The sequence below is a fragment of the Moorena producens 3L genome (assembly GCF_000211815.1).
Lineage (GTDB): Bacteria > Cyanobacteriota > Cyanobacteriia > Cyanobacteriales > Coleofasciculaceae > Moorena > Moorena producens.
The window spans coordinates 1-24026 of record NZ_GL890939.1 but is presented as its reverse complement, the minus strand read 5'-3'; the positions used below and the strand labels follow the sequence as shown (position 1 = coordinate 24026).

The following is a 24026-nucleotide window of genomic DNA, read 5'->3' as shown; positions in this document are numbered from 1 at the left end:
GATCGGAATACTAACCACTTTCCCCCAGTCGTGGACGCTCACGGGTGTTGGTTAATGAATTGTTGCAGCTGGCTGGCTCCTCCCCAACTTCGGATATAGTTGGCTACTGTATCTAAATGCTCTAGGTACTCAGCTTCGGAAAGGGGAAAGGATTGCTGCTCCAGATACTTCCACATAATCTGAACAAAGATTTTCCCTTGAGTCCTCCGAATCTGGATGTCGTAGGAGCGTCCCCACTTATTGAGCAGGAGTTGGTGCAAGTCCTGTCCTGTCATAGCTCTTGCCCTAACTTAATGTTTACATTTCGTTACAAATACAACGCTTCTTAACTTTATGATAAAGCGTAAAAGAATGTAATAATACTTATAGTTGAAGCCGTGAATCCTTATATTGCAGGGATTTGGGCAACCCTGTCCAGTGGTTGAATCACACTACAGTTATAAAAGCAGGGTTCAAAAAATTCTGGTAATTTTCCCAGAATTGTAAAAAAAGTATACCTTTAGGCGTTCAGTTATGGCTCAAGCTTCTGGCTCTGCAGACGTTCCAGATATGGGGCGTCGCCAATTTATGAACCTCTTGGCGTTTGGGACAATTACGGGCACATTTGTTGGAGCTCTCTACCCAATCGTTAAGTATTTTATCCCCCCATCCAGTGGTGGGGCTGGTGGTGGTGTCACAGCTAAAGATGCTTTGGGCAATGACATCATGGTCAGCGAGTTTTTAGCTAGTCACAATGTAGGCGATCGCACCCTGACTCAAGGTCTCAAAGGGGATCCCACCTATGTGATTGTTACTGAAGATCAAGGTCTCGAAGCTTACGGTCTCAATGCGGTTTGCACTCACTTAGGCTGTGTTGTGCCTTGGAATGCTAGCAAGAACCGGTTCATCTGTCCTTGCCATGGATCTCAGTATGACAATACTGGCAAGGTAGTACGCGGACCAGCGCCTTTGTCTCTAGCTTTGGCACACGCTACGTTAACGGAAGACGACACCCTAGTCTTCAGCACCTGGAAAGAAACTGACTTCCGCACTGGTGAAGAACCTTGGTGGAGTTAATTGCTTTAGTCCTTAGTCCTTAGTTTTTAGTTAATTGACTAGTGCTAATCAACCATTAGCAATTAACAAGTTGCAATTTTTAAATTACCAATTTTTGAGTTTTTTGGCTTAGTGATGAGAACACCTGATGTATCGGTGATGGTTAACCGTGGCAAGGGGATGATTGCCAGAACTATTGTCTTGGTTGTGGCAGCTGTGGCCCTTTTCTTTGCCAGTGATCTGGCAGTTCCCCAGTCAGCTGCTGCCTATCCCTTCTGGGCACAGGAAACTGCGCCAGAAACCCCTCGTGATGCCACTGGTAAGCTGGCTTGTGCTAATTGCCACCTAGCAGAGAAACCGACAGAAGTGGAAATTCCCCAATCGGTACTGCCAGATACTGTATTTGAAGCTGTGGTTAAGATCCCCTATGACCTAGAAGCACAAGAGGTCTATGGTGATGGTTCTAAAGGTGGCTTACAGGTCGGTGCCGTGGTGATGTTACCCGAAGGTTTCAAGATTGCTCCTCCTGACCGGATTCCGGAGGAAATGCAAGAAGAAACCGAAAACATGTACTACCAACCTTACAGCGAAGACCAGGAAAATATAATACTCGTTGGTCCTCTACCAGGTGAGGAGTATCAAGAAATTGTGTTCCCAGTTCTGTCTCCTGACCCCAGAACTGAGCAAGATATCTATTTTGGTAAATACCAGCTTCATGTCGGTGGTAACCGGGGACGGGGTCAGGTTTACCCCACTGGAGACCTTAGCAATAATAATGCCTTCAATGCCTCTGCCACTGGTGAAATTACCAAAATTTCATTTGAAGAGTATGTTGGCTACGACGTTACTATCAAGACCCCAGATGGCGAGACTGTAGTTGATACGGTTCCCCCTGGCCCAGAGTTACTGGTTGCTGAAGGAGATCAGGTAGTATCAGGACAACCTCTGAGTACTGATCCTAATGTTGGTGGATTTGGTCAAAGGGATGTGGAAGTGGTCTTACAAGACCCAGCTCGGATTAAGTGGTTGATGCTTTTCATCGGCGCGATTATGCTATCTCAAGTTTTGCTAGTTCTGAAGAAGAAGCAAGTAGAGAAGGTGCAAGCTGCTGAAATGAATTTCTAGTATTAAGTGGCTGGTTTAGAGGTCACAAAGCGCGTTTGTATCTGGGTTGTAAACACAATTCTTGGCGAAAAAGGCAAGAGGCAAAAGGCAAAAGGCAAGAGGGTAAAGAGATCCTCAGTTTTATTGTCCAATAACAAAATCCTTGCTAGGTTTACATCTCATTTATAAACGCGCTTATTGCAATAGTTATTGGTTAAAGGTTGACAGTTGATGGTTGTAGGGATTTATAGTTGTGTCCCTTGACTACATCAATGGTCAACCTTTATTTATTTAGGGAGTCGGGAATCGGGAGTTGGGAGTCGGGAATCGGGAGTTGGGAGTCGGGAATAGAAATATAATAATCGTATCTGATTCGTGGAAGAAATGGGCTGCTTTAAGGCAAAAGGCAGGAGGCAGATGGCAGAAGGGAAGGGATAAGCAGGGAGTTTTGAATAAGTCCAGGGATTTTAGAAATGATTTAGGATTGCTATATATCAATCTAAATTTGTGCCAGGTGATTGAACTATGAATGAAAATACTGATCAAAGTCGGAGCTTTACAGTTGGCGATGTAGGAGGGGACTTTAAACCAATCGGCTCAGCAATGATGTCAGATAACGTTCAGATTAGCGGTACAGTTGCCGAGTCCATAAACCAGTTACCTGCTTCCCCTGATCCTACAAAACCAGGTATCAAAGAACTATTGTCTCAACTAATTGAGGCAATCTCTACCTCGTCAGATCTACATGATGACGACAAAGCTGAAGCTTTGGAGCAGGTGAAAATTCTAGCTGAAGTTGGAAATAATCCTAATGATGAAGCTATGAAAAAGAAGGCAAAGACAGCAATGAAAATATTGAAAGGAACGGTTTCTGGCTTACCTAATGTTGCTAAACTAGCAGAGTCATGTAGTAAATTGTTGCCTTTAATTACCAATTTATTGGGGCTGTAACTATTATTTTTTTAAAAATTATGGTGTCACCCTAATTTTTAAAATGATCCACTCTTTAGGCTTAGTTTTCTGAAGGTAAAGCAAATGGCAAACAACCTGCATATTAACTTACTGCGGCAAGGTTTCAAAGTCTGGAATAAATGGAGAAAGCTAAATCCTCTTATTCCTAAGCTTAAGGGGGCGAATCTTACAGGATTAAACCTCTTTAAAGTAGATCTCAGTGGAGCAGATCTCAGTGAAGTAGACTTTAGCAAAACCTCACTCTACAAAGCAAACTTAAGTGGTGCGAACCTCTATAAAGCAAACCTTAGTACTGCAATTCTTCAGGAAGCAGACCTTAGTAAAGCAAATCTTATCGAAGCTAACCTGAAAGATAAAAAATTTCCTCAAACAAATCTCAGCGGAGCAAATCTTACTAGGGCAAACCTTAATGGAGTAAAATTCTATGCACATACAAACCTTAATCAGACCAACTTTAGTTTGTCGAATTTCAGTCGAGTAGATTTTAGCGGACTAAATTTAAGGGGTAGTAACTTTACTGGAGCAAATTTGTATCAAGCAAATCTTAGTACAACAAACCTTAATGGAACAAACTTCAGTAGCGCTAATCTTAGTGGAGCTAACCTCGAACATGCAAATTTACGAGAAGCCCAGATTCAAGAAGCAACTATTGATGAGAAATGGTATTTAGTTTGGGACATCGTTAATAATGGTGTAGAAGGGCGAGAGCTTCAAGGACTTGATCTAAGTATGGCTGACCTTGAAGAAGCAAATCTTTGTGAAGCTGATTTGAGTAGGGTCGATTTCACAAGAACAAAGCTTAATGGAGCTAATCTTGCCAAGTCTATTCTAGTCAAAGCTAATTTCTGTGAGGCAGATCTTAGGGGAGCAGATCTTAGGGGAGCAGATCTTAGGGGAGCGAACCTCAACTATACAAAATTACACCGCACCCAAATTCAGGGAGCAATTATTGACCAAAAATGGTATTTGGTTTGGGACATTGTTAATAATGGTGCGGAAGAACGAGATCTTACCGAAGCCGATCTTAGTGAAGCCGACCTGAGTGAAGCAAACTTCAAAAACGGAAATCTTAGCAGAGTTGATTTTAGTAGCTCTATTTTGAACAGAGCCGATTTGAGTTGGACGGATCTTAGTAGAGTAAATTTCACGAAAGCAAATCTTGCCGGAGCCAATTTTAACTGGGCAGACTTGAACAATGCAGATCTTAGCGAAGTGCAAGGATTTGACTCAATAATCTGTAGCGGTGCTAATTTTAATTGCGCAAGCTTCCGTCAAATAAAAATTTCCAGTGACTCGCTTCATGTGTTTAGAGAAAAAGGAGCCAGTTTCGATGAAGCAGATTTCAGTGAAGCAAATATCCTGATCAGCATTACTGCTAATGCTCCAGTCCGAAATAAAAAAGAGTTTTTTGAAAGTCTACTCTCTTGGAAAAATCAAGAATCGCTTAATGAATCTATCAAAAAATCGTTCTTCTCATCCGAGAAAAGTTTGATACCTGGAATATTGCTGTATACGGATGAAGATGAAAAATTATCCCTTTATGTAAGAAAACACTTTGATGCTCTAGACAAACTAACGGGAGATTGGTGTACTATCTATCTTTTGGAGAATCCCTCCCCTAAGTGGAGACAAGCAAATCACAATTGGAGGAGAATGATTGAATCTGGTTTGGATCTAAACTGGTTTAGAAGTAAACCCTACGATAAGTCTGAAGCCTATGATATTGCTAGACAGTTGAACGTGGAGTTAAGCAATCTTCCATGTCTTGTTCTTATTTCTCCTGAAAACTTATCTGAAAGACTCGTATTTGAAATCCAAGAAGTATCAGCTAGCTACTTTCGTAAATTATTTTCAACTATTGAAAAATTAGTTAAAAATTCTAAAGTTAAAAAAACAAATCAAAACAAAGTACGATCTCAAGTTTTCGAGCATATAAAAATTAACTTTAATGAAATAGTAGGGTTTTTGGAAAAAAATGCCACTAAGGATGAAAAAAATTCTGGTGTCAAGTATTTTTTTAAAAGTAATAATCTTTCGGTTTACGTTGAGCCCGTTAATATCGAAAACGTAAACTACACGAATCAAAGTCGAAGTCTTACAGTAGGAGATGTCGGGGTAGATTTTAAGCCAATTGCTTCATCATTTATAGCAGATGATTTGAGTGTGAGTGGTACGGTTGCTGAATCTATCGATTTTGACCAAAGCATGCCTAAAGGGGTGGAGCTTCAAAACCGACAGGAGGAAAAAACTCTAAGCCAAACCTCTAAATCTGATGAATCCAAATCTATACTTAAGTTTGTAGTAATAATTGTTATTTGCTTTGCTTTCCTCGCAGGAGTAGCAGCATACATATTCTTTCAATTAGGCTTATCTAGGAATCCCGTGCCTCGCCCATCTCAAGAGCAAAGTGCGATGTAGGGATTATGCCGTTAGTGCTAGATTCAGAACGAAAAACTTTCTCTTGTTACTAAAAGCTACCAGGTGGCTTTTATTTTGATAATGCAGAAGCTCCCCATAGGATTGCCTGTGGTAAGATAAAAAAAGAGGATATATCAACTATAAAATACCCCTTGATTAGTTGACTCTATGCTGTTAATTTTTTATCTGAAATCCTCAAGAGTAGTGTTATTTTTTGCCGACAGTTTTACCTGAAAACGGGAGAGCATCTGATCGTTACAAAAAAAATAGAAAAGGATGAACCAGCAATGAATAATAGTGACTTGTATGATCAGGATTTCGTTCTGTGGACTGAGACAACTTGCCAGCAACTCAAAACCAGAAACTTTGATGAGTTGGATATAGACAATTTAATTGAGGAGATAGCATCCTTGGGAAGATCCGATAGACGAGAGCTTCAGAGCCGACTTAAGGTTTTGATGGAACATTTGCTAAAAAGGCAGTACGTAGATTCAGAGCCTGATTATCGAGGCTGGGAAAATACTATCGATGAACAAAGAGAACAGATTAATCTTCTGTTGTCTGAATCTCCTAGCCTCAAGCCTTATCTTGAATCGGTCTTTACGGATTGCTACAGATATCCACTGAAGAAGGTGAAGAGGAATTATCCATCTGTTAGTTTTCCTCAGAATTGTCCTTTTACTTCTGATATTTTAGATCAAGATTGACTTATCCTAAGCTGGTCTTCATGTAAATTATATTGTTATGACAGCAGGGGAGAGGGTTTGACGGTGCTTCTTTGTACTGAATTTGCTGTGATTGAGATTGGGCTATTTGAAAATAACTCCAATCGGAATCTGATGCGATTGGCCGTTGGCCACGCTACGGGATGAAGCGAAGCTTCCGCGCTTGTGCGATTGACCGTAGGTCACGCGGGGCGCGTTCGCAATAACACGATGATAGCAATCAATCGCTTGCTTAACTCACATTCCACACCCATCTATAGCAAAAAAAATAGCCGTAGAAATAATATCCACGGCTATTTCAGTGCTGTAAACACTATGTCATGTCTCTCACTTTCCGAATCAATCCGGATGTGATCTTATTTGATTGGCCAAAGGCCACGCTACGCGAACAGACCGGAGTCGTTGCCAGGGGGGAAACCCCCCCAGAAATTTAACGTGTTAACGCCAAGTCGAATACTTGGTTGCAAAACTAATTACTTGCCCTGGAATACCCGTCGGCTGCAAAGGACTCCAGTCGGAAACCTCTGCATACCCGAGTGCATAAAGGGAGTAAATAGTATTGGTGACTCCTTCAGGAGAGCCCTTAATGTACTTAATTCGTTGTTTCTTTTGCTTAGACTCCTCAGGATTATTGTTTTGATTCGGGATAAAGTTTTGAGACATGGTTAAGAACCTGAATTATGTTTACAATGATGATTGTAATGATTATAATTATATTTGTCAAGGGTTTTTATAAATTTTTTTGGGTAGATAATTTGATAATAAAATAAGCTATCAGCCGTCAGCTGTCAGCTGTCAGCTGTCAGTTTAAAATAAACCTCAAACCTGAGATTTAATAGTTTGATATTCATGAGAATTGAAAGGAAAGCATTCAGCCGTCAGCTGTCAGTTGTCAGTTTAAAATAAACTTGAAACAAGAGATTTAATAGTTCAAGATTAATGATAATTGAAAGTTTGGGGATTTTCCCTTGGTCATAGGCCACGCTAGGCGAACAGCTTTGTGGAACAGGCTTCTAGTTTGTGGAACAGGCTTGGACGCTGGGACTTAACCCATAGCGCATAAGCTGATCGCTGATCGCTGATCGCTGATCGCTGATCGCTGATCGCTGACAGCTGATCGCTGACAGCTGATCGCTGATCGCTGATCGCTGATCGCTGATCGCTGATCGCTGATCGCTGACAGCTGATAGCTGATAGCTGATCGCTGATAGCTGATAGCTGATAGCTGACAGCTGACAGCTGATAGCTGACAACTTACCCATCAATTAGCACTTATTACCTGTAAAGCCGTAAATTTAAAATCACCGAAAGTCTGGGAAACAATCTGCTCATTACCACGAAATTCTTGTTTTTCATAACTACCATTGTTTAATACCAGCACAGTTACTAACTGCTCTTGGGGGTCAATAATCCAATATTCAGGAATAGCCCTTTCTTGGTATTGTTGTACTTTCTCTACATAATCACGTCGGTAGTTTTCATCTTTTTGGTTTTTGTAGGGGCTAACTACTTCAGCCACAAACTGTGGGGGAAGCATATCAAGGGTGATAGTTAGGCGTTTTTCGGTTTGGATAAGATGTTCTTCTCTAATTACTACCAAATCAGGATAGCGGTTTTGAGGATTTCCTGGAACTTGTAATTCACAACTGTGCGTTTTAATTAACCGGCGTTTAATTAGTTGTGCTAATTGGAGCATTAGGCAAGTTGCTATCCAATTGTTTGGTTCACCCTCAGGCGGCAATTCTACTAACTCCCCATCAAACAGCTCATAACGATTATCTGTGCCATCATCATATTCCAGGTATTCCTCAAAAGTGAGTTTGGAGGTGGTTTTAACCATGGGGCCCTCGCAATTACTGAATTAAATGGTACAGTTTTTATTATAACATTTTTTTAATTATATTTGGCAATATTATTTTTAATAATATGTTAATTTAAGTAACAGGTGACATTAGTAAATAGAGCCACTTTATTTAGTCTAATCCCAATTAAATGACATTCCTAAATACTCTTCTAACTTCTGATTATGAGGTCGAAAGAAGTCAGTTAACATTTGTCTCAAGTCTTGACTAATGGGAGTGTAAGACCTACCATTGCATTTGGGGTATTGAAAAAACTTCTGATCAGATAAACCCAAAAATGCAATGATGGTACTCATCACAATCTTGGGATTGCTATAGAAGTCTTCACTCTTCACTATTAAAAATTGTTCTCTCGGAAAAATCTCCATCCATCGTTTTAACTTATAGACGTAAAGACTTCCTAACAAATTATTTGGATGTCGATACCCGGTCTGTAATAGCTCTGATTCGGTTAAAGTTTGCAGTCGTTGCTTTTCTAGAGCTAGGGCATCTTCTAGACTGCGCTTTTCTCGACCATGATAAAAATTGTGATAGTAACAAGAGATGGCGCGATCAACGGGATTTCTCAATAAAACAATGAGCTTAACCTTGGGGAAAAACTGAAACATCCGTTGGGCAGATTCAGTGCAGTCAAAATAATTAGGGCTTGCTTCCCCAGCTAAAAAATTAGGAGTGTCGGTAATGGATGGAAAATGGGCGAGATACCAATCAATCCCTTGATTATAATATTTACTGAAAAAATTTAACTCTTTTTTATGAGGAGACATAATTTGTGGATAACGACTCAGATACATATATAATGAAGATGTACCAGATCTGGCCGCTCCAATAATAACGAAGTCTGGACCATGCTCTTTTTTAGGTTTCCAGTCAACCTCGGCCAGGTTGGGATTGGATGCAACTGCGTTTGTATAAGCGCTAGTTTGGTAACAACTAATCGCTTCTTCAAGTTGCCCTTGCTCGGTTAGCACATCCCCTAAATTCCCCCAAGCTAGAGGAAAATCTGGTTCCCGTTCGATGCACTGTCGATAAAAAGTGATAAGTTGCTCTAACTGCTCTGATTCAATCCAGGTGTACTGTAGGTCTACATAAGCTCGCTTAAAACAGGGGTCAAGCTCAATCGCTTTTTGATAAGACTCAATGGCTTCTTTGAATCGACTTTGCCCTCTGAGGAGTTGACCCAACTGATGATAATATTTAGCGCTAGAGTTGGGATTACTATCGACCAATTGTCGATAGTAGTTCATGGCTTGGTGATTTCGAGGATTATTCTCGACCGCCTGTTGATAAAGTGCGATCGCATCTTCCATCTTGCCCTGGGATTTGAGTATCTCCCCCAAACGATAGTAAACTTGGAGTAAATTGGGCTTTAACTGAAGCGCTTGTCGATAACAGGTGATGGCTTGGTCTGGTTTGCCTAGAGACCACAGCCTGTTGCCCAACTTAACATGCTCCTCTGGTTTAGCCCAATTCGGCTCTAGGGTTAGGGCTTGATACCAACACTCCGTAGCTTCTGCCTCTTGACCTGTCTTAGCGAAGACCCGAGCTAAGTTACGGTAAGCTCCAGCAAATTTGGGGTCAATAGCGATCGCTTTTTCGTAACATGCGATCGCTTCCGGCCACTGTTGCTGTTGAGCATACAGACTACCCCGATTAGCATGGTCTTTAGCCAACTTTGATTGAATTTTCACCACCTTGAGCTGGCTCTGGGTTTGGTCAACAGAGTCGTGATCATGACCCGAAGATTGCTTGATATCCCTTGACATCGTTACCGTTAAGAAGCTATTTTTTTAACAATCAGTAGACGAGCCTGATGCAGAATCTCAAACTGACCCTTAACTGAATCTAGAAACCTATTAATCCCAATTTTAGGCGCTTCTTGTGGTTTAGCCGGATTGCTCCATCCATAGTTATTAACGATCATCAGCCCCCCAACCTTGAGCAGCTTCCAACAAAGTAAAGCATTTTGCTCAGCAATGGTAGCTTTGTGACGCCTGTCGCGAATGTTAGCTAAATCATAGCAATTGCTATCAAGGGAATTAAGCAACTGCTCAGGTTTTCCCTCTAACCTAGTCACCTTTTCGGCTGCTTCAGTTTTAGCGATATTGGCAGCAAACTCTTCCTGAAAGTATGGCGAAACACAGGTTAATCGAGCTGAGGAGTTAGTCAGGATTTTATCAAGTAACCAGCAAGCGGAATTACCTTGAAAACTCCCAATTTCCAGACACTGAGCATCAGCCACACCAGCTAGGGGCTGCAAGTGTTCTTCCCAGACCGGAATTTTAAAGGTAAACCTATCCTCGGTGAATCGATAATCCTTCTGAGCACACTGATGCCAACCCCGCAATTGAGCAGCTTTTTGATAACAGGTGTAGGCTTCGGTCAATTCACCTTTTTTTACCAAAGCATCCCCGAGTTGAACATAAGTCCAGGGATAGTCACCCACTGTCGCAATTACTGCACGGCATGAGACAATGGCTTCATCCCACTTCTGCTGTTGAATCAACAGTTGGATCAGTTCCCGATAAGCTCCAGGGAAATTTGGATCAACCTCAATCGAGCGGCGAAACGCTGCAATCGCTGTGTCCACCATTCCTTGTTTGAGCCAAATCCCAGCAATTTTATAGTGCCCCTTAGCTTGATTTGGGTCAAGGTCGAGTAACTTACGATAACATGCGATCGCATTATCCCACTTCCCCTGGGCTATCAAACAGTCTCCTAACTCGTAGTAAGCTACCCATAGGCTGGAGTCACGCTCAATCGCATTTTGGAAGCAAGCAATGGCTCGATCCGGTTTACCCTGAGCCAGGAACGCTTTCCCTAGTTTATAATGTCCCTGAGCCTTTGCTGATTGGGGTTTCAGCCTCAGAGTCTGATACCAACACTCAATTTCCTCGTCTTTGTTCCCCAGCTGAGAATAGATTTCTGCCAAACTCCAGTAAGCCTCAGGGAAATCTGGCTGGAGGCTAAGAGCATGGTAGTAGGATGCGATCGCTGCTTGCCACTGTTGTTGACTAGTGTATAAACTCCCTATTTTAGCATAGACTTGCACTAAATTCGGTTTGTCATCGAACACTCTAGAGTGCCAGAAAATTGCGTCATCAAACCGACCCATCCCTTGCAAGATATTGCCTAAAACTCGGCAAGTCGAGGCAAAATCAGCTCGATTTGGGGATGGACTTTCCAACGCTTGCTCACAAGCGGCAATTGCTTCAGTTAAGTAATTGTACATGATGAGAGGGAACAGCGGAACAGGGAACAGGGAGCAGGAAACAGCGATGCAGCGCTACTTGATTAACTTTTGCCTGTTGCCTTTCCTTCATAAAACATGTTCACAACTCAAATCAAGCATTCAGCGGTCAGTGGTCAGTGGTCAGTGGTCAGCGGTCAGCGGTCAGCGGTCAGCGGTCAGTGGTCAGTGGTCAGCCGTTGGCCAATGGCCACTCAAGTATCGTGGCACAGGGTTCTAGCCTATGATGTAAAGCATAACCTGATTGCTGATAGCTGATTGCTGCTTACTGATTGCTGCTTACTGATTGCTGCTTACTGATTGCTGCTTACTGATTGCTGATTGCTGATTGCTGATTGCTGATTGCTGATAACTGACCTACTAGAGTATCTCAAAACCATCGTCAGTTTTATTAATTTCAACATCCAAACCTGAACTCAATTGAGCAATGGTTTCCCCATCGACTTTTAGCTCACCAGTGATCGAGTCGTAAGTCACGTTAGTCTGGTCATCAACCCCAGGAATCACGATCCGATCTTCTCCAGAGTTAAACTCAGTAATAATATCCGGTTGATTGTCAAAGAACTCGAAGGTAAATGTATCATGTCCAGGACCTCCGATCGCCACATCAGTGCCTGGTCCTATGATCAGGTTATCATTTCCTTCTCCACCCAGCACCACATCATCCCCTTCATCGCCAGTGATTTGGTCATCCCCTGCTTGCCCCAAGAGCACATCATCCCCGTCACCACCACTAACTTCATCGGTTCCGTCACCAGTCTGAATAACATCTAGACCATCGCTCCCATCAACAAATACTGGTTTATCGTCTGGTCCTAAAATCACGAAGCCATCTTCATTAGTTGGGATAACTTCAAGATCTGGGTCAGCAACAATAGAAGACATCTACTATAACTCCTTCTTTATCCTAGTTGATATTACCACCTATCAACTATAATTTATTACAGAATTTTTAGCCACAAACAAGATTAGTTTTTTTGATTATCAAATAGTTAGTGGTTATACCGAACATAGTGTGTATAAAACCGCGCTTATTGACCACTAGGTCTGATGGGACTGGTTATTTCTCAAAAAACATTCTATTAAAAACTCAAAGTCCCGCCCAATAAGGATTATTTATAGCAATTATTCCCTAATATTGTTACACAGCAAGTTTGGTAGAGCCCAAATATTTTTACTGAATCCATGGCATCATTTGCCTCCTTATTGGTTATGCACCCTTGAGCATAGCTGATTTAGACCAGTAATTTGAATTACTGAATAAAGGGAATCTAAGTTAACTAAGATATCTTCTGTTAGTGAGCTGGTATACATGAGTTTACGAATAGGTTGACAGTCAAAGTTTTCTCCTTTTAAATAGTAATGTTTCAGTCCCAGCTGTTGGCTAATCATCCAGTAATCTGTTCTCACATAATTCGGTGACACTAGTTCTATGATTTGAGTACCAGGGCGACAAAATACAGTATTGCTCAAACCAGCGCCATGGGGAGCAACAATTGCTTTGACAGAAGCAAATAAAGCAACTTGTTCCCTCACAGACAGGCTTTCTAGGGCAATGGTAATAAAACCAAATTGGGATAGCAGCTCCTTGACCTCAGTTTCGTTGAGAACTTGTCGATGTCTGGCTTGAGCTCTAGTGATGTAGATCCGCTCTGGGTATCTTAATTCCAGAGTTTGCGGTAAAAACCTCTGTCTGAGAAAGTTAATAGTACCCTTCGGTACCCAATCAAAATGTCCAGGAAAGGAGGGTAAGACTAACTCCTGGGCTTGAATATGGGGGTAGCGATCGCTGGAGATAATTTTGTTAGCAGGAATGCCTAACCAATTGAGGGTTTCTTGTTGAAAGGGTTGCTGTGGCGTGTTGATCAAAAACCAATCAATCTTAGGGAAATCTATCCCACTGCGGCGCAGGATTTCAATTCTAGGCAGGACATCAAACATCCAGTGGTAGTAGCCATGTCCCGACAATCCCGATAGAACCGCTACTGTGCCATCTATGTACTCTAAAGGCGGCATCTGCTCCAGACTAAATATTAGATGCTTTCTGGGGTCGTAATTCTCACATCCAGGTAAATACCATGGGTAATTTCGAGAGACGTCAGATAGCAAATAATCATCTGGAGTAATGATGGCGATGCTATGACAAATCTTCCAGTAACTGCTTTGGGGGGCAATCCAAGCCCGTCCTTGTGGGATAGTCGCCACAAAGACAGTAGGGGAATCCACAGACAGTGTTTCCGGTGGGTTACACTGATAGACCCTCTTGCCGAGATGAATTGACTGAAACTGGCTACACAGTCGTCTCATACATCGATTACAGGTAACACCGCCACATTGAGACCGGGATTGAGACTGAGCCTGAGACTGGGACTGGCTGGGTTCAACAGATATAGGAGCCAGGGCAGAAACTGGCGGCGCTACCATGGACATGGTGTTGAGATGCTTTGGGAAACCATTGTCCTGTAAACCATGGTTCACAGAAACTTCAAATTCCCTCGATCCCGTATATTGCCAATCCTTCTCGATGGTTGACCAAGGTACCTCTATGTAGTAGCAGCCATGGCACTCTGTCCTCATATACCAGTCCCTGGTTGTTTCATAAATCCCCTTGATCGGGTGAGGGGGTTGGGAGGTGAGAGGGTTAGCACTATAGTTATCTCTCGGCAAGACTCCGAGACTGCCAAGGTTACCGCTGCCCTTGCCCTCTTCTAAGTGCATATGCCAGAGGGCTTCGTAGTATTCAAGGGCTTGCTGGAACCGCTTTTGTTTGCTCAAGACTTGCCCTAACCGTAGATAAATCTGAGGATGAGCTGGTTGCAAGGCTAAACCCATGTGATAAGCCATCACTGCTGCATCCAGTCGCTGCTGCTCGGCTAAACAATCCCCTAACCGTATATACAACTCAACCTGGTCTGGCTGAATCTGTAAAGCTTTCTGGTAATACATTTGAGCCTGCTTTGCTGCACCATACTCAAACAAGGTATCCCCTAAATACAGATAAGTCTGCCACAGATAAAGGCAGACTTGGAAAGTATCCTCTTTGTTCCGTAGTGCCTCAAGAAATCCAGAACAATAGATTTGCGATCGCTCAAGTATGTCCTGGCCTGGTAAACCTTTAGCACGTTGGCAATAAGCCTCCACAAAAGCTGGTTGCAATGCGATCGCTTTTCGTAAATAGTCAAAGGCTAGGGCTAGTTTCCCCTGAGCCATCAGGGCGCTGGCGCACTCACTGTAAGTCAATATCTGTTCTGGATCCAGCCTAAGCAGCCTTTCAAAGTACTGCACTGCTACCGGATAATTCCCCTTCTGTTGCCATAACCGACCCAGATTTAAGTAAGCTGATTTTAGATCTGGGTTTAACTCAATCGCACTACTGTATGCCACCAGAGCCTCAGCTGCCTTACCTTGTGCTTGCAGCACCTTACCCAGATTATTATACAGAGTGCCCCACTTAGGATTATGGTCGATACCTTGTTGGTCGATACCTTGTTGATAGACCGCCTTTGCTGCCTCGAATTGTTTTAGCTCGTAGAGAACACAGCCCAAGTTATTATAAGCGCTGAGGTAATCTGGCTGGTTGGTAATGGCTTGGCGATAACTGTTGGTGGCTTCCTTTAACTGACCCCGTTCACCATACAACACTCCTAGGTGATAGTGGGCTTTGGCATCCTTGGGGTTAAGAGCGATCGCTTGCTGATAGCTTTCTTTGGCAGCATCCCACTCCCACAGCTTGTGCCTGGTGATGCCTAGATTGTAATGGTACTCAGCCTGACCGGGTTGTAGCCAAACAGCCTGTTGATAATGCCATTCTGCTGTTGAGAGATCCTTGAGTTTACTATATAACTCACCTAAGCAGGCATGAGTTTGAGCTTGCTCCGGTTGGAGTTGCACCGCTTTACTATAGGCATAAATTGCTTGCCTGGGCTTTCCCTGAGCAGCTAGGGCAAAGCCTAGTAAGACATTGAATTCCCCAGAATCAGGCTGCCGTTTCAGGGCTTGGCGACAACAAGCAACGGCTTGACTCCATTGCTTCTTGGCTAAATAAGCCTTGACTTGTTGGTAAGTTGGTTCAACCTTGATCATTAGGCAGCTTTGATACTCCCATCGCTAAATCACGGGATTATAGCGTTCGCGAAGCGGCTCCTAGGTCGCTGGGATTCTTAAGATTACAAAACTCTTAACGGCTGAACCAAACAGCCTCTAGACTCTCCGATTAAATCCTTGAGCTTACTTGTCTTTTGGTCTACGCTCTTAGCAGGGGCTTTTCAGCTTGCGCGCAAACCTGCACTTTTTGAGCGATTTAATATGCCTTTATCTTAGCATAGATTATCAAAAAGCGCAACATATCCACTCTCCGATTCCCCTCCCCCTAGGGCGTGTCTTCAAACTCCGAGTACCCCCGTTTCCCTTAAAAAAGGGGGACTTTGAGTATGGCTCCCCCCTTAATAAGGGGGGCTGGGGGGGATCTAATATCTTGCGGAAAACTTTGAAAACACGCCCTAACCCTTCGGGTATAACGGGAGTCCCCTTGGAGTTGAATGATGGGGTTAGAACTAGCTTGGGCAGATGGATAGTTGAACTCTCCCCCGCGTTCAGCCAGCATCGCGGTTTTCAACCGTTAGAGTTTTTATAATTAACGTCTAGTTAAAACGAGTTCAGATCACCGTAACAAAGGACACAAAATTGGTAACTGGTTATTAGCAATTTGTTATTTTTAATTACCTATTAGTCATTACCTAGACGACGAGATTACCTAAACCAGTATATAGCAATTCTACGACTTGTGAGGTACAAATTTCTGGTTTTTAGGGAGCAGGGACTTCGGAGCAGGGACTTCGGAAGAGGGAAGTCGGAAGTGGGAAGAGGGAAAAAATAATGTGTACCTCATAGCTACGAGAAACGCTATATATAGCAGTCGCCAGGGCAGTTAGGACATCGACATTAGTCTCACACCCTTTGTAAGCGATGCAGAGGTGCGACCCGTGGCGAATTTAATTCGCCAACGGAAAGCGCACCTAAGCGGTCTTGGGGGTTTCCCCCACTCGCTATTGCATCAAGAAGCGCAAGAGTTTGAGTTCTGAGTTCTGAGTTCTGAGTTCTGAGTTCTGAGTTCTGCTATATCAGCTATCAGCTATTAGCTATCAGCTATCAGCTATTGGCCAACGGCCAACGGCTGACGGCTGACAGCTGTTCGCGCAGCACCTCAAGTAGCGCATATGCTTACCTAATTACTATCGGGATTTGTGTAGGAATTGTGAGAATTTTTGATGCCATATTCCCTACTCCCTGTTCCCTACTCCCTGTTCCCTACTCCCAGATCCGCTGTTCCCTGTTGCCTGTTCCCTTTGCTATATAAGGCTATAGCAGTTCTCAATCGGGTCATGGGAGGGTCAGAAATGATACCACAAGTCAGTGTAATTATTCCCGCCTATAATTGCGATCGCTATATTACCGAAGCAGTGGAAAGTGTGCTGAATCAAGAAGCCTGTTCCTATGAGGTAGTGGTCATTGATGATGGTTCAACAGACCAGACTCGATCAGTGTTGCAACCCTATCGCGGACGCATTCGTTACATTTATCAAGAAAACCAAGGAGTCTCCCTGGCCCGGAACCATGGCATTAAACTAGCCTTGGGTGAATTTGTCGCATTCCTCGATGCCGATGACTTTTTTCTGCCAGGTAAGTTAGCTGCCCAGTTAGCAGTGTTTAAAGCACAACCCCATCTGGGAATTGTCCATAGTGGTTGGTACCGTGTCGATTCCCAGGGTAAGCGACTAATGACAGTACGTCCATGGGAGAAAGTACCAGAATTAAACTTAGAAAGTTGGCTACTGTGGAAGCCAGTCCTGCCTAGTGCCATGATGTTCCGTCGCCATTGGTTAGAGTCCGTTGGCGGGTTTGACCCCAGGTTTCCACCCGCTGAAGATACAGAAATAGTCCTACGATTAGCCCTCAAGGGTTGTCCTGCCCTTTGGTTGCGTCAGGTAACCGTAGGCTATCGGCAACATCACCAAAGTGCCATGCACAAAGGACTTCCTCAAGCTCGCTCCCTGTCGGCAGCCATTGACAACTTCTTTCAACAGGCTGATTTACCACCAGGCATCCGTCTATTAGAAAATCAGGTGCGTTATGGAACCCTAGTATGGATTGCTTGGTATTTATATAATACAGGACATCCCAGGGAAATGATCAAGTATTTACAGGAAGCTTGGGGCTATAGTCCTTATTTCCCGATGGAGACAGTAGTACATTGGGCAGAGAATTTTGCCGAGTTTTCCAGGAATTGGGGCGGGGAGTTTGATGCTGATGGGTTAGGGAAGTCACCAGAGTGGCAGCAGTTGATGCAATGGGTAATGGCTCAGGGGAGAGAGACGATGTTGGTAGGTGGGTATAGGTTGTACTAACTGAAACTAGTCCATCAGTTGGTAATCAAGACCAGTGATAATATGTTCTGCAGGGATACCAGCGGAAATCAGAGCCGAGGCCAACCCTTCCTCAAAGTTATCTTCTTCAATAACAACTTGGCCATTAACCAAGCGAGCGTGAAACAAAATCGAGTTAATCCAGCGTTGTTTATCCCAGCCAGTAGCCAGAACTAGGAAGTGACCAGTCTCGGTATCGCAAACAGGATAAAGCCGAATCGCTTGTATACTTGGTTGGGCGCGAGTTTCCTCTTGCAGGATTTCTTTCAGAATATCGCCATAGTTTAGTGAGTGATCCATTCAACAATAGCCTCTTGCTCGGGTTCATAAACTAATAAGTTGATTTTATTCCTCTCGACGGCTAGCTGAAAAATTGTTGTTTTGAAATGCCGAAGATAACTTGTTTTACTGATAGCTAAAAACAATAGATCCCCCCTAACCCCCCTTAAAAAAGGGGGGAAACTGTCGTTCTGGCTCTTGTCCCTCCAAAGCCCATTGGTAAAGCTGAAGCTGTCCCATTGTTTTTTCCAGTTCATTAATAACTGAATAAGTAAGCATATGCGCTACAGATGGTGCTACTTGAGGTGCCATCAGCAGTCAGCAGTCAGCTAATCAACGGGAGGTAGTAAACAAGCTGGGGGGTGCTGTTAGGGCTGGTTGAAAATCCCTGCTCGTTTAACTGTAAGCATTCAGCCTACCGCTATCAGCCGTCAGCTTATTTTATTCAAAAGCTGTTTCCTTAGTCTGGCCTACGACCAATGGCACCTAAAGTAGCGCATAAGCTGATAGCTGATAGCTGACGGCTGAATGCTTACATCTCATCTTCCCATCTCTCCATTTCACAATTTTGCCATTTTGCCATCATCTGTAGGTGGAATCACTGAAATGGTTATGGTGAGTGCTTTCAAGGGTCAAGCGTCAACAAAAGTTATACATAACATACAGAAGTTAAACATTAACGCAAACCTATTCGTAAACCGATAATTGCTACGCTGATTTCAAAGAAAAAAACCTAAACTATTATTTATGGTTTATAAATATATTTATAAACTTCCAGGTGAACGCAATTTTAAAACTAAAACTAAACAAAAAAAAATCTTAGGGATCAACCTTACTTCAAGCTTAGTATTGAGTCTTTATTTTTTTATTATTAAATTTTTGCTATTTGGATTATTACCATCATCCTTATTTATCAAAGAGATAAGTCAGACAACAACACCTAATAAAAATGATAACTTTATTGTTAAAAATAAAATTTTTGCCGCCCATCCAACCAGTATTCCTTGGATTAATGACTCCTACAACTGTGAAGCAACAGGAAGAGCTTGGGAACAGGGAGAGTGTTGGGACTATGAACATTATCGCAACTGGTGATGGCGGGATTAATTATTAAAAGACTATAGGTAAGCATTCAGCCGTCAGCCGTCAGCCGTCAGCTGAATGCTTACGTTCCCAGATCCGCTGTTCCCTACTCCCTACTCCCTACTCCCTACTCCCTACTCCCTACTCCCTACTCCCTACTCCCTACTCCCTACTCCCTTTTTATACCAATCCTATGTTTACATCTCAACTAACAATGCTATATCTTGATCATGATAGTTTCCCCATTTCTCTATTATTTCCTGGGCAAGATGACTAGGAAATGAATGGTAACCGGGTTCCAATTCCTTCGATAAAATTAAGTCAATGGCTATGTTATGGGCATAGAACACTGGGTCGAGAGTCTGAACTGGAGTAGGTTCCGCTAAGGAAAAATTGATCGGAGCTTTTTTGAAAAGCACTTCTGCCTCTGAGAAGTTATCACCAAATTCATCTTCTGCGCCAATGTTGGCAAGATACTTACCACTAAAATCTTCCTTGTCTAAGTCATACTCCTTAGAAAGTACTCCATTCACTCCCGTACAGGTTACAACACAAAAAGCCTCCTTGAGTGCTGCCCTAATTCCATCCAAGTCCTCAGCCTGTAACCCTTTGATTCCTCTAGCCTTCAGCTGTTCCAAAATCTTAGGATTTTTCTCGACGATTACCAGCTCCTTGGTTAAGCCTAATAATTCATTAACGAGTCCTTTTCCAACTTTTCCACAACCAAAGATTACCAAATTTTTATCCACTAATGACTGGTTAGTTAACTGGTGGAAAGCTTTGACAAATGCTTTACTAGTCCCATAGAACGTTTCTATATTTTTTAGGGAACTGTCATCCACAGAAATCAAGGGATAGGAAATATCTAAGGATTGATAGATAGAGTTATCGAGTTTAGTTAGCTCTACCACTCCCTGGCGAGGGGTGAGTAGTGTGTGTAACTCTCCATAAAGATCTAAACAAATATCATAGTTATCCTCAAAATTCCCTTCCAGATTAAGCTCAACATTAGCACTGAGTAAAATTTCCACCGCTTCTGGGTTAGGGTCGATAAAATTAGGGCAAGACACGGTAAGCTCCGCACCAGCCAACAGCAACGGTTCAACTTTAAAGACAGTTTCTATGGTCAAGTGGATATGATGCAATAGTCTTAATCCTTGATAAGGCTGATGCGAACGCATCTGTTGTCTCAGCTCAGCCATAAATGGCATCGCTTCAGAGCGGGGATGTTTTTGCCGTGCTTGTTCAAAGACCTTAAAGTCGATCATCTTATCTTAATTTCGGTTAATCATTTATATAGTAGTTCTCAATTGGGTGATGGACAAAATCCAGGATTTTAGGGAACAGGGAAGAGAGCAAAAATCCTCTGTACCTCATGAACATGATAACCGCAATAGCAGTTTTAAAATGAGGGGTCAAGTACCCTGCCCTGCCTGGTCATCCCCTCTCTCCACATCTGAATCCTTACGGGAAATTTTTGAGCTGAAAGCTTTATCCAGCTAGTCTTTCAGCCTTTGCATGGCACATTATTGTTTCAGCTTTGCTACCTTTACCTGAATCAGACAGTTGCAATATTATCCCATCAAAGATAAAATCCGAAGAGTTAACAAGCTGTAAGGGTAAAACAGGATAAAATATATGACTGACGATAAAATGCAAACTCTTTCATCTTTTGCTAAAGATGAGTACGGACTTAGTTCAGCCTCATTCCAAGCTATGGTCAACTATGGTTACGCTTTGTTAGCTATTGCCGGAGGTGATGGAGAGGTTTCTGACCCAGAAATGGAGTGGTTAATCAATCACCAAACGAGATTTGGTGCCCCTGAAGAGGTTGTTGGACTCTACCAGTCTTTTGATTACAAAAATGCTAACCTACAAGAGCTGTTGCCCGATATAAAAAAAAGTTGATGTTGAAACTTTGTCAGTAGCCAACGAATTGGTATATCATGCCATTAAGATGTCATCAGCTGATGGAGTTTATGCTGACGCAGAGAGAGCCAAAGTAAAAGAAGCAGCAAAAATCCTCGGAGTTGCTGATGATATTGTTTTGACTCTAGAAAGTTTAGTAGAGATGGAACGAACTGTTGTTAAGATGCGTAAGGCATTGATTCACGTAAACACATTATAGACGACGGTATCACTATACCACGGTAGGTAAGCATATGCGCTACTTGAGGTGCTGCTTGAGGTGCCGTCAGCCGTCAGCCTTGGCCACACTACGCGAATGGCTGATAGTTGAATCCTGATAGCTGAATGCTTACTGTGTAGCTATTTTAGGACTGCTATAAGAGCAAGAAGAATTAAGCGATCGCAAAACAAGACTCTAATTTGAAATCTGGTAGCATACCTTTACAAATTGAATCTCTTTCCATCTCCCCACACTTCCCACACTTCCCCTTCTTTTTGAAAAATATTTGAGAAATATCAGATACACCCGATTAGCGGTAGCGAAGTTGTTGACCCTTGATGACTAAACCCATTCTCATCGCGTTTCCAATTGGAGTGAATCGTTTTTGTTTCGTCATGGTTTGGGGATGATGACCCACGGTAGATAAACTCATGCTAAGCAGAGTCACAACAATTAGTGTAGCGCTTAAATTACGAGTAAAGGTTAAGTCAAACATTATCTGCGGATTTCCAACTGTCTCTACTTTCACAGTAGAAATCTGTTATGATTAGTTCCTCCACTAATATGCAACTACCTGAATTGACTCTCTGGTGGAATGGTGAATCCCACCAATTCAGTGGGTTTAGGAGTGTGGTTGAGCTAGACAATCTGCCCACTGGCACCATGGCAGAAAAATTCAATATTCTTCTGTTTCCCTACTCCCTACTCCCTACTCCCTACTCCCTACCCAGCAGTGTAAATCAACCGTATTTCCTTTTTGGAGCCATCTCATCTAGGGATTTCACTTTAGCAGCTCTTGGCTTGTCCAATTGACCCTGAGACTTACAGGACAAAGCACTGTGGGGTAGAACTCGTAAGATTTCGGTTAGGGTGGTTACCCCTTTGGTTACCTTTTCAATCGCCGCCTTCCGGAAGGAATAAAAACTAATTTTATCCAGGTAACGGTGCAACTGAGTCATAGTTCCCTCATAAATCAACTGGCGCACCGTATCATCTACATCCAGTAACTCTACAATCGCTTCCCGTCCTAAATAGCCGGAATTGTAGCACTTGGCGCAACCCTTTCCTTTGCGCCAACCTTTGAGATTAGCTTCCTCTGGCCTCAAACTCAGCTTCCGCAAATCCTCAGAAGTCGGGGTATAAGGTTCTTGACAGTGGGGACATACTTTGCGCACCAAACGCTGTGCCACTATTCCCAATAGGGCATCACTGATTAAACCCGGTTCCGGACCAATATCTTTAATACGAGGAATAGCACTGACCGCATCATTGGTGTGGAGAGTGGTCAATACTAAGTGACCGGTCAAAGCCGCTCGAATCCCTGTTTCAGCGGTTTCAGCATCCCGAATTTCCCCCACCATAATGATGTCCGGGTCTTGGCGTAAAATTGCCCTCATCCCTGCGGCAAAGGTCATCCCGGCTGCCTCATTCACTTGGGTCTGGGTAATCCGGGGTAAGACATACTCCACTGGGTCTTCCACCGTTACTACATTCACATGTTCCGTGGCTAACCCTTGGAGGGAATTATATAGCGTACTTGTTTTACCAGAACCAGTCGGACCGGTGAGAATAACCATTCCTTGGGGTTGCTGCAACCAACCTTTATAGATTTTAAGCTCTTGATCAGAAAAGCCTAACTCTTCCAAGCCAGAAAAGGGGTTCTCTCTTGGTAATAAGCGAATCACTGCTTTCTCTCCCCCCACACAAGGGAGGGTACTCACCCGCAGATCTAACCCAAGTTCTGCCTCCTGGCCAGTAGCATAGTTTTCCCCAATCCGACCATCTTGAGGACGGCGGCTTTCAGCAATGTCCATATCAGACATGACTTTGAGAGCAACCACCACTGCTCGACCCAAGTCTGACGGTAAGGTAGTTATATCCCTAAGAATCCCGTCAATGCGATAGCGGACTCTTAAGCCATCAGTCATCGGTTCCAGGTGAATATCACTGGCGCGGTTACGTAGAGCTCCAGAGATAATGGTTTTAATCCGCTCAATCTGGTCAGCCGCTTGGGACAGATACAATTCTGTGGTTTCGGTAATGTCTTCTTGTTCCACCTCACCCGTAAGGGGATTGACAAAGGCCACGGAACTGATAGATTTGGCATCATTGTTTGCGGTGTGGTACCATCTCTTGTAGCTTTTCGGTGCAATGGGAATAATTTTGATTTCGGTGAAAGTGCGATCGCTTAATTTTTTGAGCTGCTCTGGGGATAACTGGATTGGACTACCCAGGTAATAACAGTTGCGCCACAGTAGCAGTGGAATCACAGGAGGTAAATCTTGGCGATTGGGGAAGGGCTTAAAGAACCGGGAACTGACTTCCCGATCCAGTAGGTTAACGTTTAGTTCTCCTTGTGGGTTAACCAAAAGTTTAAGGGCTGTTTCACAGTTAATTTCACCCTTTCTCAACTTCCTCCAAGCCGATAAAGTTCTAACGCCAGTTTGCATGATTTTTCTCCCACTAAATTAAACTAAATTCAACAGTTTTTGTTGATTATTTTCCAGTTTTACTTTCCCAAACACATTAGTGCTTATTGACTATAGCAGTTTTCGATTGATTGGTATTGCCATTGGTTGATATTGGAATGAGAGATTAACGTGTAAGCATTCAGCCGTCAGCTGTCAGCCGTCAGCTTATTTTATTCAAAAGCTATAGTTATTGTAGGGTGGGCAAATGACAGAATTCCAGATTAAATGGTGATTGGCTTGGTATTTGCCCACCCTACTACTGAGAGCTGATAGCTGA

24 protein-coding genes and 1 pseudogene are annotated in these 24026 nt (G+C 43.1%); 12 read left to right on the top strand and 13 right to left on the bottom strand.

Annotated features, from left to right (window positions below):
* A pseudogene (locus LYNGBM3L_RS19300) lies at window positions 1-275 on the bottom strand (DUF3067 family protein); the annotation flags it as partial.
* A 238-nt stretch (window positions 276-513) separates the two neighbouring features.
* On the opposite strand from LYNGBM3L_RS19300, the gene petC reads away from it, so the two are divergent.
* Entirely contained in the window at window positions 514-1056 is a 543-nt protein-coding gene (petC, locus tag LYNGBM3L_RS19295; RefSeq protein ID WP_008186806.1) for a cytochrome b6-f complex iron-sulfur subunit, read from the top strand.
* Window positions 1057-1170: 114 nt separating this feature from the next.
* On the top strand, window positions 1171-2160 hold the full coding sequence (gene petA / locus LYNGBM3L_RS19290) for a cytochrome f (RefSeq protein WP_044493942.1): 990 nt from the start codon (window positions 1171-1173) through the stop codon (window positions 2158-2160).
* Window positions 2161-2430: 270 nt separating this feature from the next.
* Here petA and LYNGBM3L_RS41190 read toward each other — a convergent pair whose 3' ends face one another.
* Window positions 2431-2637, bottom strand: a complete 207-nt coding sequence (locus LYNGBM3L_RS41190) for a hypothetical protein (RefSeq protein ID WP_131827265.1) — start codon at window positions 2635-2637, stop codon at window positions 2431-2433.
* Window positions 2638-2664: 27 nt separating this feature from the next.
* Here LYNGBM3L_RS41190 and LYNGBM3L_RS19280 point away from each other — a divergent pair, with 27 nt between their 5' ends.
* The 3 genes from LYNGBM3L_RS19280 (at window position 2665) to LYNGBM3L_RS19270 (ending at window position 6236) form a co-directional block, all read left to right on the top strand.
* Window positions 2665-3090 (top strand): hypothetical protein, encoded by a 426-nt coding sequence (locus LYNGBM3L_RS19280; protein ID WP_008186800.1) that lies wholly within the window; start codon window positions 2665-2667, stop codon window positions 3088-3090.
* Window positions 3091-3174: 84 nt separating this feature from the next.
* Entirely contained in the window at window positions 3175-5529 is a 2355-nt protein-coding gene (locus LYNGBM3L_RS34080; RefSeq protein ID WP_008186797.1) for a pentapeptide repeat-containing protein, read from the top strand.
* A 287-nt stretch (window positions 5530-5816) separates the two neighbouring features.
* Window positions 5817-6236, top strand: coding sequence for a DUF29 domain-containing protein (locus LYNGBM3L_RS19270; RefSeq protein ID WP_008186795.1), 420 nt, complete (start codon window positions 5817-5819; stop codon window positions 6234-6236).
* Between the two features lie 456 nt (window positions 6237-6692).
* On the opposite strand, the gene LYNGBM3L_RS19265 is transcribed toward LYNGBM3L_RS19270, so the two are convergent.
* From LYNGBM3L_RS19265 to LYNGBM3L_RS19245, 5 genes are all read right to left on the bottom strand, one after another.
* Entirely contained in the window at window positions 6693-6917 is a 225-nt protein-coding gene (locus tag LYNGBM3L_RS19265; protein ID WP_008186793.1) for a hypothetical protein, read from the bottom strand.
* Between the two features lie 350 nt (window positions 6918-7267).
* Entirely contained in the window at window positions 7268-7516 is a 249-nt protein-coding gene (locus tag LYNGBM3L_RS19260; protein WP_008186790.1) for a hypothetical protein, read from the bottom strand.
* Window positions 7516-8094 (bottom strand): Uma2 family endonuclease, encoded by a 579-nt coding sequence (locus tag LYNGBM3L_RS19255; RefSeq protein ID WP_008186788.1) that lies wholly within the window; start codon window positions 8092-8094, stop codon window positions 7516-7518. Before LYNGBM3L_RS19255 ends, LYNGBM3L_RS19260 begins: the two co-directional genes overlap by 1 nt.
* Before the next feature lie 138 nt (window positions 8095-8232).
* A complete protein-coding gene (locus LYNGBM3L_RS19250; RefSeq protein ID WP_008186786.1) occupies window positions 8233-9882 on the bottom strand; it encodes a tetratricopeptide repeat-containing sulfotransferase family protein in 1650 nt (549 codons plus the stop codon).
* 8 nt (window positions 9883-9890) lie between these two features.
* On the bottom strand, window positions 9891-11348 hold the full coding sequence (locus LYNGBM3L_RS19245) for a tetratricopeptide repeat protein (protein ID WP_008186784.1): 1458 nt from the start codon (window positions 11346-11348) through the stop codon (window positions 9891-9893).
* A gap of 96 nt (window positions 11349-11444) precedes the next feature.
* Here LYNGBM3L_RS19245 and LYNGBM3L_RS41185 point away from each other — a divergent pair, with 96 nt between their 5' ends.
* Window positions 11445-11624 carry a hypothetical protein gene (locus LYNGBM3L_RS41185; protein WP_008186782.1) on the top strand — a complete coding sequence of 60 codons (180 nt, stop codon included), beginning with the start codon at window positions 11445-11447 and terminating at the stop codon, window positions 11622-11624.
* A gap of 102 nt (window positions 11625-11726) precedes the next feature.
* Here the strand turns inward: LYNGBM3L_RS41185 and LYNGBM3L_RS19235 are convergent, their stop codons facing one another.
* Both LYNGBM3L_RS19235 and LYNGBM3L_RS19230 read right to left on the bottom strand, forming a co-directional pair.
* Complete coding sequence (locus LYNGBM3L_RS19235; RefSeq protein ID WP_008186780.1) at window positions 11727-12251, bottom strand: calcium-binding protein; 525 nt, start codon at window positions 12249-12251, stop codon at window positions 11727-11729.
* A 318-nt stretch (window positions 12252-12569) separates the two neighbouring features.
* Window positions 12570-15449 (bottom strand): tetratricopeptide repeat protein, encoded by a 2880-nt coding sequence (locus LYNGBM3L_RS19230; RefSeq protein WP_008186778.1) that lies wholly within the window; start codon window positions 15447-15449, stop codon window positions 12570-12572.
* Between the two features lie 1298 nt (window positions 15450-16747).
* On the opposite strand from LYNGBM3L_RS19230, the gene LYNGBM3L_RS19220 reads away from it, so the two are divergent.
* Window positions 16748-17770: a glycosyltransferase family 2 protein gene (locus tag LYNGBM3L_RS19220; RefSeq protein WP_008186774.1), complete on the top strand. Its 1023-nt coding sequence runs from the start codon at window positions 16748-16750 to the stop codon at window positions 17768-17770.
* A 6-nt stretch (window positions 17771-17776) separates the two neighbouring features.
* Here the strand turns inward: LYNGBM3L_RS19220 and LYNGBM3L_RS19215 are convergent, their stop codons facing one another.
* Window positions 17777-18088 (bottom strand): element excision factor XisI family protein, encoded by a 312-nt coding sequence (locus tag LYNGBM3L_RS19215; protein ID WP_008186771.1) that lies wholly within the window; start codon window positions 18086-18088, stop codon window positions 17777-17779.
* The gene (locus tag LYNGBM3L_RS36805; protein WP_008186770.1) at window positions 18073-18324 is read right to left on the bottom strand and encodes an element excision factor XisH family protein; all 252 of its coding nucleotides are present in this window, start codon (window positions 18322-18324) and stop codon (window positions 18073-18075) included. The genes LYNGBM3L_RS19215 and LYNGBM3L_RS36805 overlap by 16 nt, the downstream gene beginning before the upstream one ends.
* Before the next feature lie 490 nt (window positions 18325-18814).
* On the opposite strand from LYNGBM3L_RS36805, the gene LYNGBM3L_RS36800 reads away from it, so the two are divergent.
* Both LYNGBM3L_RS36800 and LYNGBM3L_RS43915 read left to right on the top strand, forming a co-directional pair.
* Window positions 18815-19162 (top strand): hypothetical protein, encoded by a 348-nt coding sequence (locus LYNGBM3L_RS36800; protein WP_008186768.1) that lies wholly within the window; start codon window positions 18815-18817, stop codon window positions 19160-19162.
* A 66-nt stretch (window positions 19163-19228) separates the two neighbouring features.
* A complete protein-coding gene (locus LYNGBM3L_RS43915; protein ID WP_154659854.1) occupies window positions 19229-19378 on the top strand; it encodes a hypothetical protein in 150 nt (49 codons plus the stop codon).
* Here the strand turns inward: LYNGBM3L_RS43915 and LYNGBM3L_RS19200 are convergent.
* Window positions 19348-20418 (bottom strand): NAD-binding protein, encoded by a 1071-nt coding sequence (locus LYNGBM3L_RS19200; RefSeq protein ID WP_008186766.1) that lies wholly within the window; start codon window positions 20416-20418, stop codon window positions 19348-19350. The genes LYNGBM3L_RS43915 and LYNGBM3L_RS19200 overlap by 31 nt on opposite strands.
* A 370-nt stretch (window positions 20419-20788) precedes the next feature.
* Between LYNGBM3L_RS19200 and LYNGBM3L_RS34070 the strand changes: the two genes are divergently transcribed.
* The 3 genes from LYNGBM3L_RS34070 to LYNGBM3L_RS41180 all read left to right on the top strand — a co-directional run bounded on the left by LYNGBM3L_RS34070 (window position 20789) and on the right by LYNGBM3L_RS41180 (window position 22091).
* Window positions 20789-21058: a tellurite resistance TerB family protein gene (locus LYNGBM3L_RS34070; RefSeq protein ID WP_008186761.1), complete on the top strand. Its 270-nt coding sequence runs from the start codon at window positions 20789-20791 to the stop codon at window positions 21056-21058.
* Between the two features lie 10 nt (window positions 21059-21068).
* Complete coding sequence (locus tag LYNGBM3L_RS34065; RefSeq protein ID WP_008186759.1) at window positions 21069-21278, top strand: tellurite resistance TerB family protein; 210 nt, start codon at window positions 21069-21071, stop codon at window positions 21276-21278.
* 543 nt (window positions 21279-21821) lie between these two features.
* Window positions 21822-22091 (top strand): hypothetical protein, encoded by a 270-nt coding sequence (locus LYNGBM3L_RS41180; RefSeq protein WP_131827266.1) that lies wholly within the window; start codon window positions 21822-21824, stop codon window positions 22089-22091.
* Here the strand turns inward: LYNGBM3L_RS41180 and LYNGBM3L_RS19180 are convergent.
* Window positions 22019-23728, bottom strand: coding sequence for a GspE/PulE family protein (locus tag LYNGBM3L_RS19180; protein ID WP_008186755.1), 1710 nt, complete (start codon window positions 23726-23728; stop codon window positions 22019-22021). The genes LYNGBM3L_RS41180 and LYNGBM3L_RS19180 overlap by 73 nt on opposite strands.
* Between the last annotated feature and the right edge of the window lie 298 nt (window positions 23729-24026).

What these genes read in the sequence shown, in the direction of transcription:
- LYNGBM3L_RS34070 (WP_008186761.1), top strand. Translation starts at nt 20,789, where the DNA reads ATGACTGACGATAAAATGCAAACTCTTTCATCTTTTGCTAAAGATGAG.
- LYNGBM3L_RS41180 (WP_131827266.1), top strand. Translation starts at nt 21,822, where the DNA reads ATGATTAGTTCCTCCACTAATATGCAACTACCTGAATTGACTCTCTGG.
- LYNGBM3L_RS19245 (WP_008186784.1), bottom strand. Translation starts at nt 11,348, where the DNA reads ATGTACAATTACTTAACTGAAGCAATTGCCGCTTGTGAGCAAGCGTTG.
- LYNGBM3L_RS19270 (WP_008186795.1), top strand. Translation starts at nt 5,817, where the DNA reads ATGAATAATAGTGACTTGTATGATCAGGATTTCGTTCTGTGGACTGAG.
- petC (WP_008186806.1), top strand. Translation starts at nt 514, where the DNA reads ATGGCTCAAGCTTCTGGCTCTGCAGACGTTCCAGATATGGGGCGTCGC.
- LYNGBM3L_RS34080 (WP_008186797.1), top strand. Translation starts at nt 3,175, where the DNA reads ATGGCAAACAACCTGCATATTAACTTACTGCGGCAAGGTTTCAAAGTC.
- LYNGBM3L_RS19280 (WP_008186800.1), top strand. Translation starts at nt 2,665, where the DNA reads ATGAATGAAAATACTGATCAAAGTCGGAGCTTTACAGTTGGCGATGTA.
- LYNGBM3L_RS19265 (WP_008186793.1), bottom strand. Translation starts at nt 6,917, where the DNA reads ATGTCTCAAAACTTTATCCCGAATCAAAACAATAATCCTGAGGAGTCT.
- petA (WP_044493942.1), top strand. Translation starts at nt 1,171, where the DNA reads ATGAGAACACCTGATGTATCGGTGATGGTTAACCGTGGCAAGGGGATG.
- LYNGBM3L_RS41185 (WP_008186782.1), top strand. Translation starts at nt 11,445, where the DNA reads ATGTTCACAACTCAAATCAAGCATTCAGCGGTCAGTGGTCAGTGGTCA.
- LYNGBM3L_RS43915 (WP_154659854.1), top strand. Translation starts at nt 19,229, where the DNA reads ATGCTTACGTTCCCAGATCCGCTGTTCCCTACTCCCTACTCCCTACTC.
- LYNGBM3L_RS36800 (WP_008186768.1), top strand. Translation starts at nt 18,815, where the DNA reads ATGGTTTATAAATATATTTATAAACTTCCAGGTGAACGCAATTTTAAA.
- LYNGBM3L_RS19255 (WP_008186788.1), bottom strand. Translation starts at nt 8,094, where the DNA reads ATGGTTAAAACCACCTCCAAACTCACTTTTGAGGAATACCTGGAATAT.
- LYNGBM3L_RS19250 (WP_008186786.1), bottom strand. Translation starts at nt 9,882, where the DNA reads ATGTCAAGGGATATCAAGCAATCTTCGGGTCATGATCACGACTCTGTT.
- LYNGBM3L_RS19200 (WP_008186766.1), bottom strand. Translation starts at nt 20,418, where the DNA reads ATGATCGACTTTAAGGTCTTTGAACAAGCACGGCAAAAACATCCCCGC.
- LYNGBM3L_RS19215 (WP_008186771.1), bottom strand. Translation starts at nt 18,088, where the DNA reads ATGGATCACTCACTAAACTATGGCGATATTCTGAAAGAAATCCTGCAA.
- LYNGBM3L_RS36805 (WP_008186770.1), bottom strand. Translation starts at nt 18,324, where the DNA reads ATGAACTGGAAAAAACAATGGGACAGCTTCAGCTTTACCAATGGGCTT.
- LYNGBM3L_RS19180 (WP_008186755.1), bottom strand. Translation starts at nt 23,728, where the DNA reads ATGCAAACTGGCGTTAGAACTTTATCGGCTTGGAGGAAGTTGAGAAAG.
- LYNGBM3L_RS19220 (WP_008186774.1), top strand. Translation starts at nt 16,748, where the DNA reads ATGGGAGGGTCAGAAATGATACCACAAGTCAGTGTAATTATTCCCGCC.
- LYNGBM3L_RS19260 (WP_008186790.1), bottom strand. Translation starts at nt 7,516, where the DNA reads ATGGGTAAGTTGTCAGCTATCAGCTGTCAGCTGTCAGCTATCAGCTAT.
- LYNGBM3L_RS19230 (WP_008186778.1), bottom strand. Translation starts at nt 15,449, where the DNA reads ATGATCAAGGTTGAACCAACTTACCAACAAGTCAAGGCTTATTTAGCC.
- LYNGBM3L_RS19235 (WP_008186780.1), bottom strand. Translation starts at nt 12,251, where the DNA reads ATGTCTTCTATTGTTGCTGACCCAGATCTTGAAGTTATCCCAACTAAT.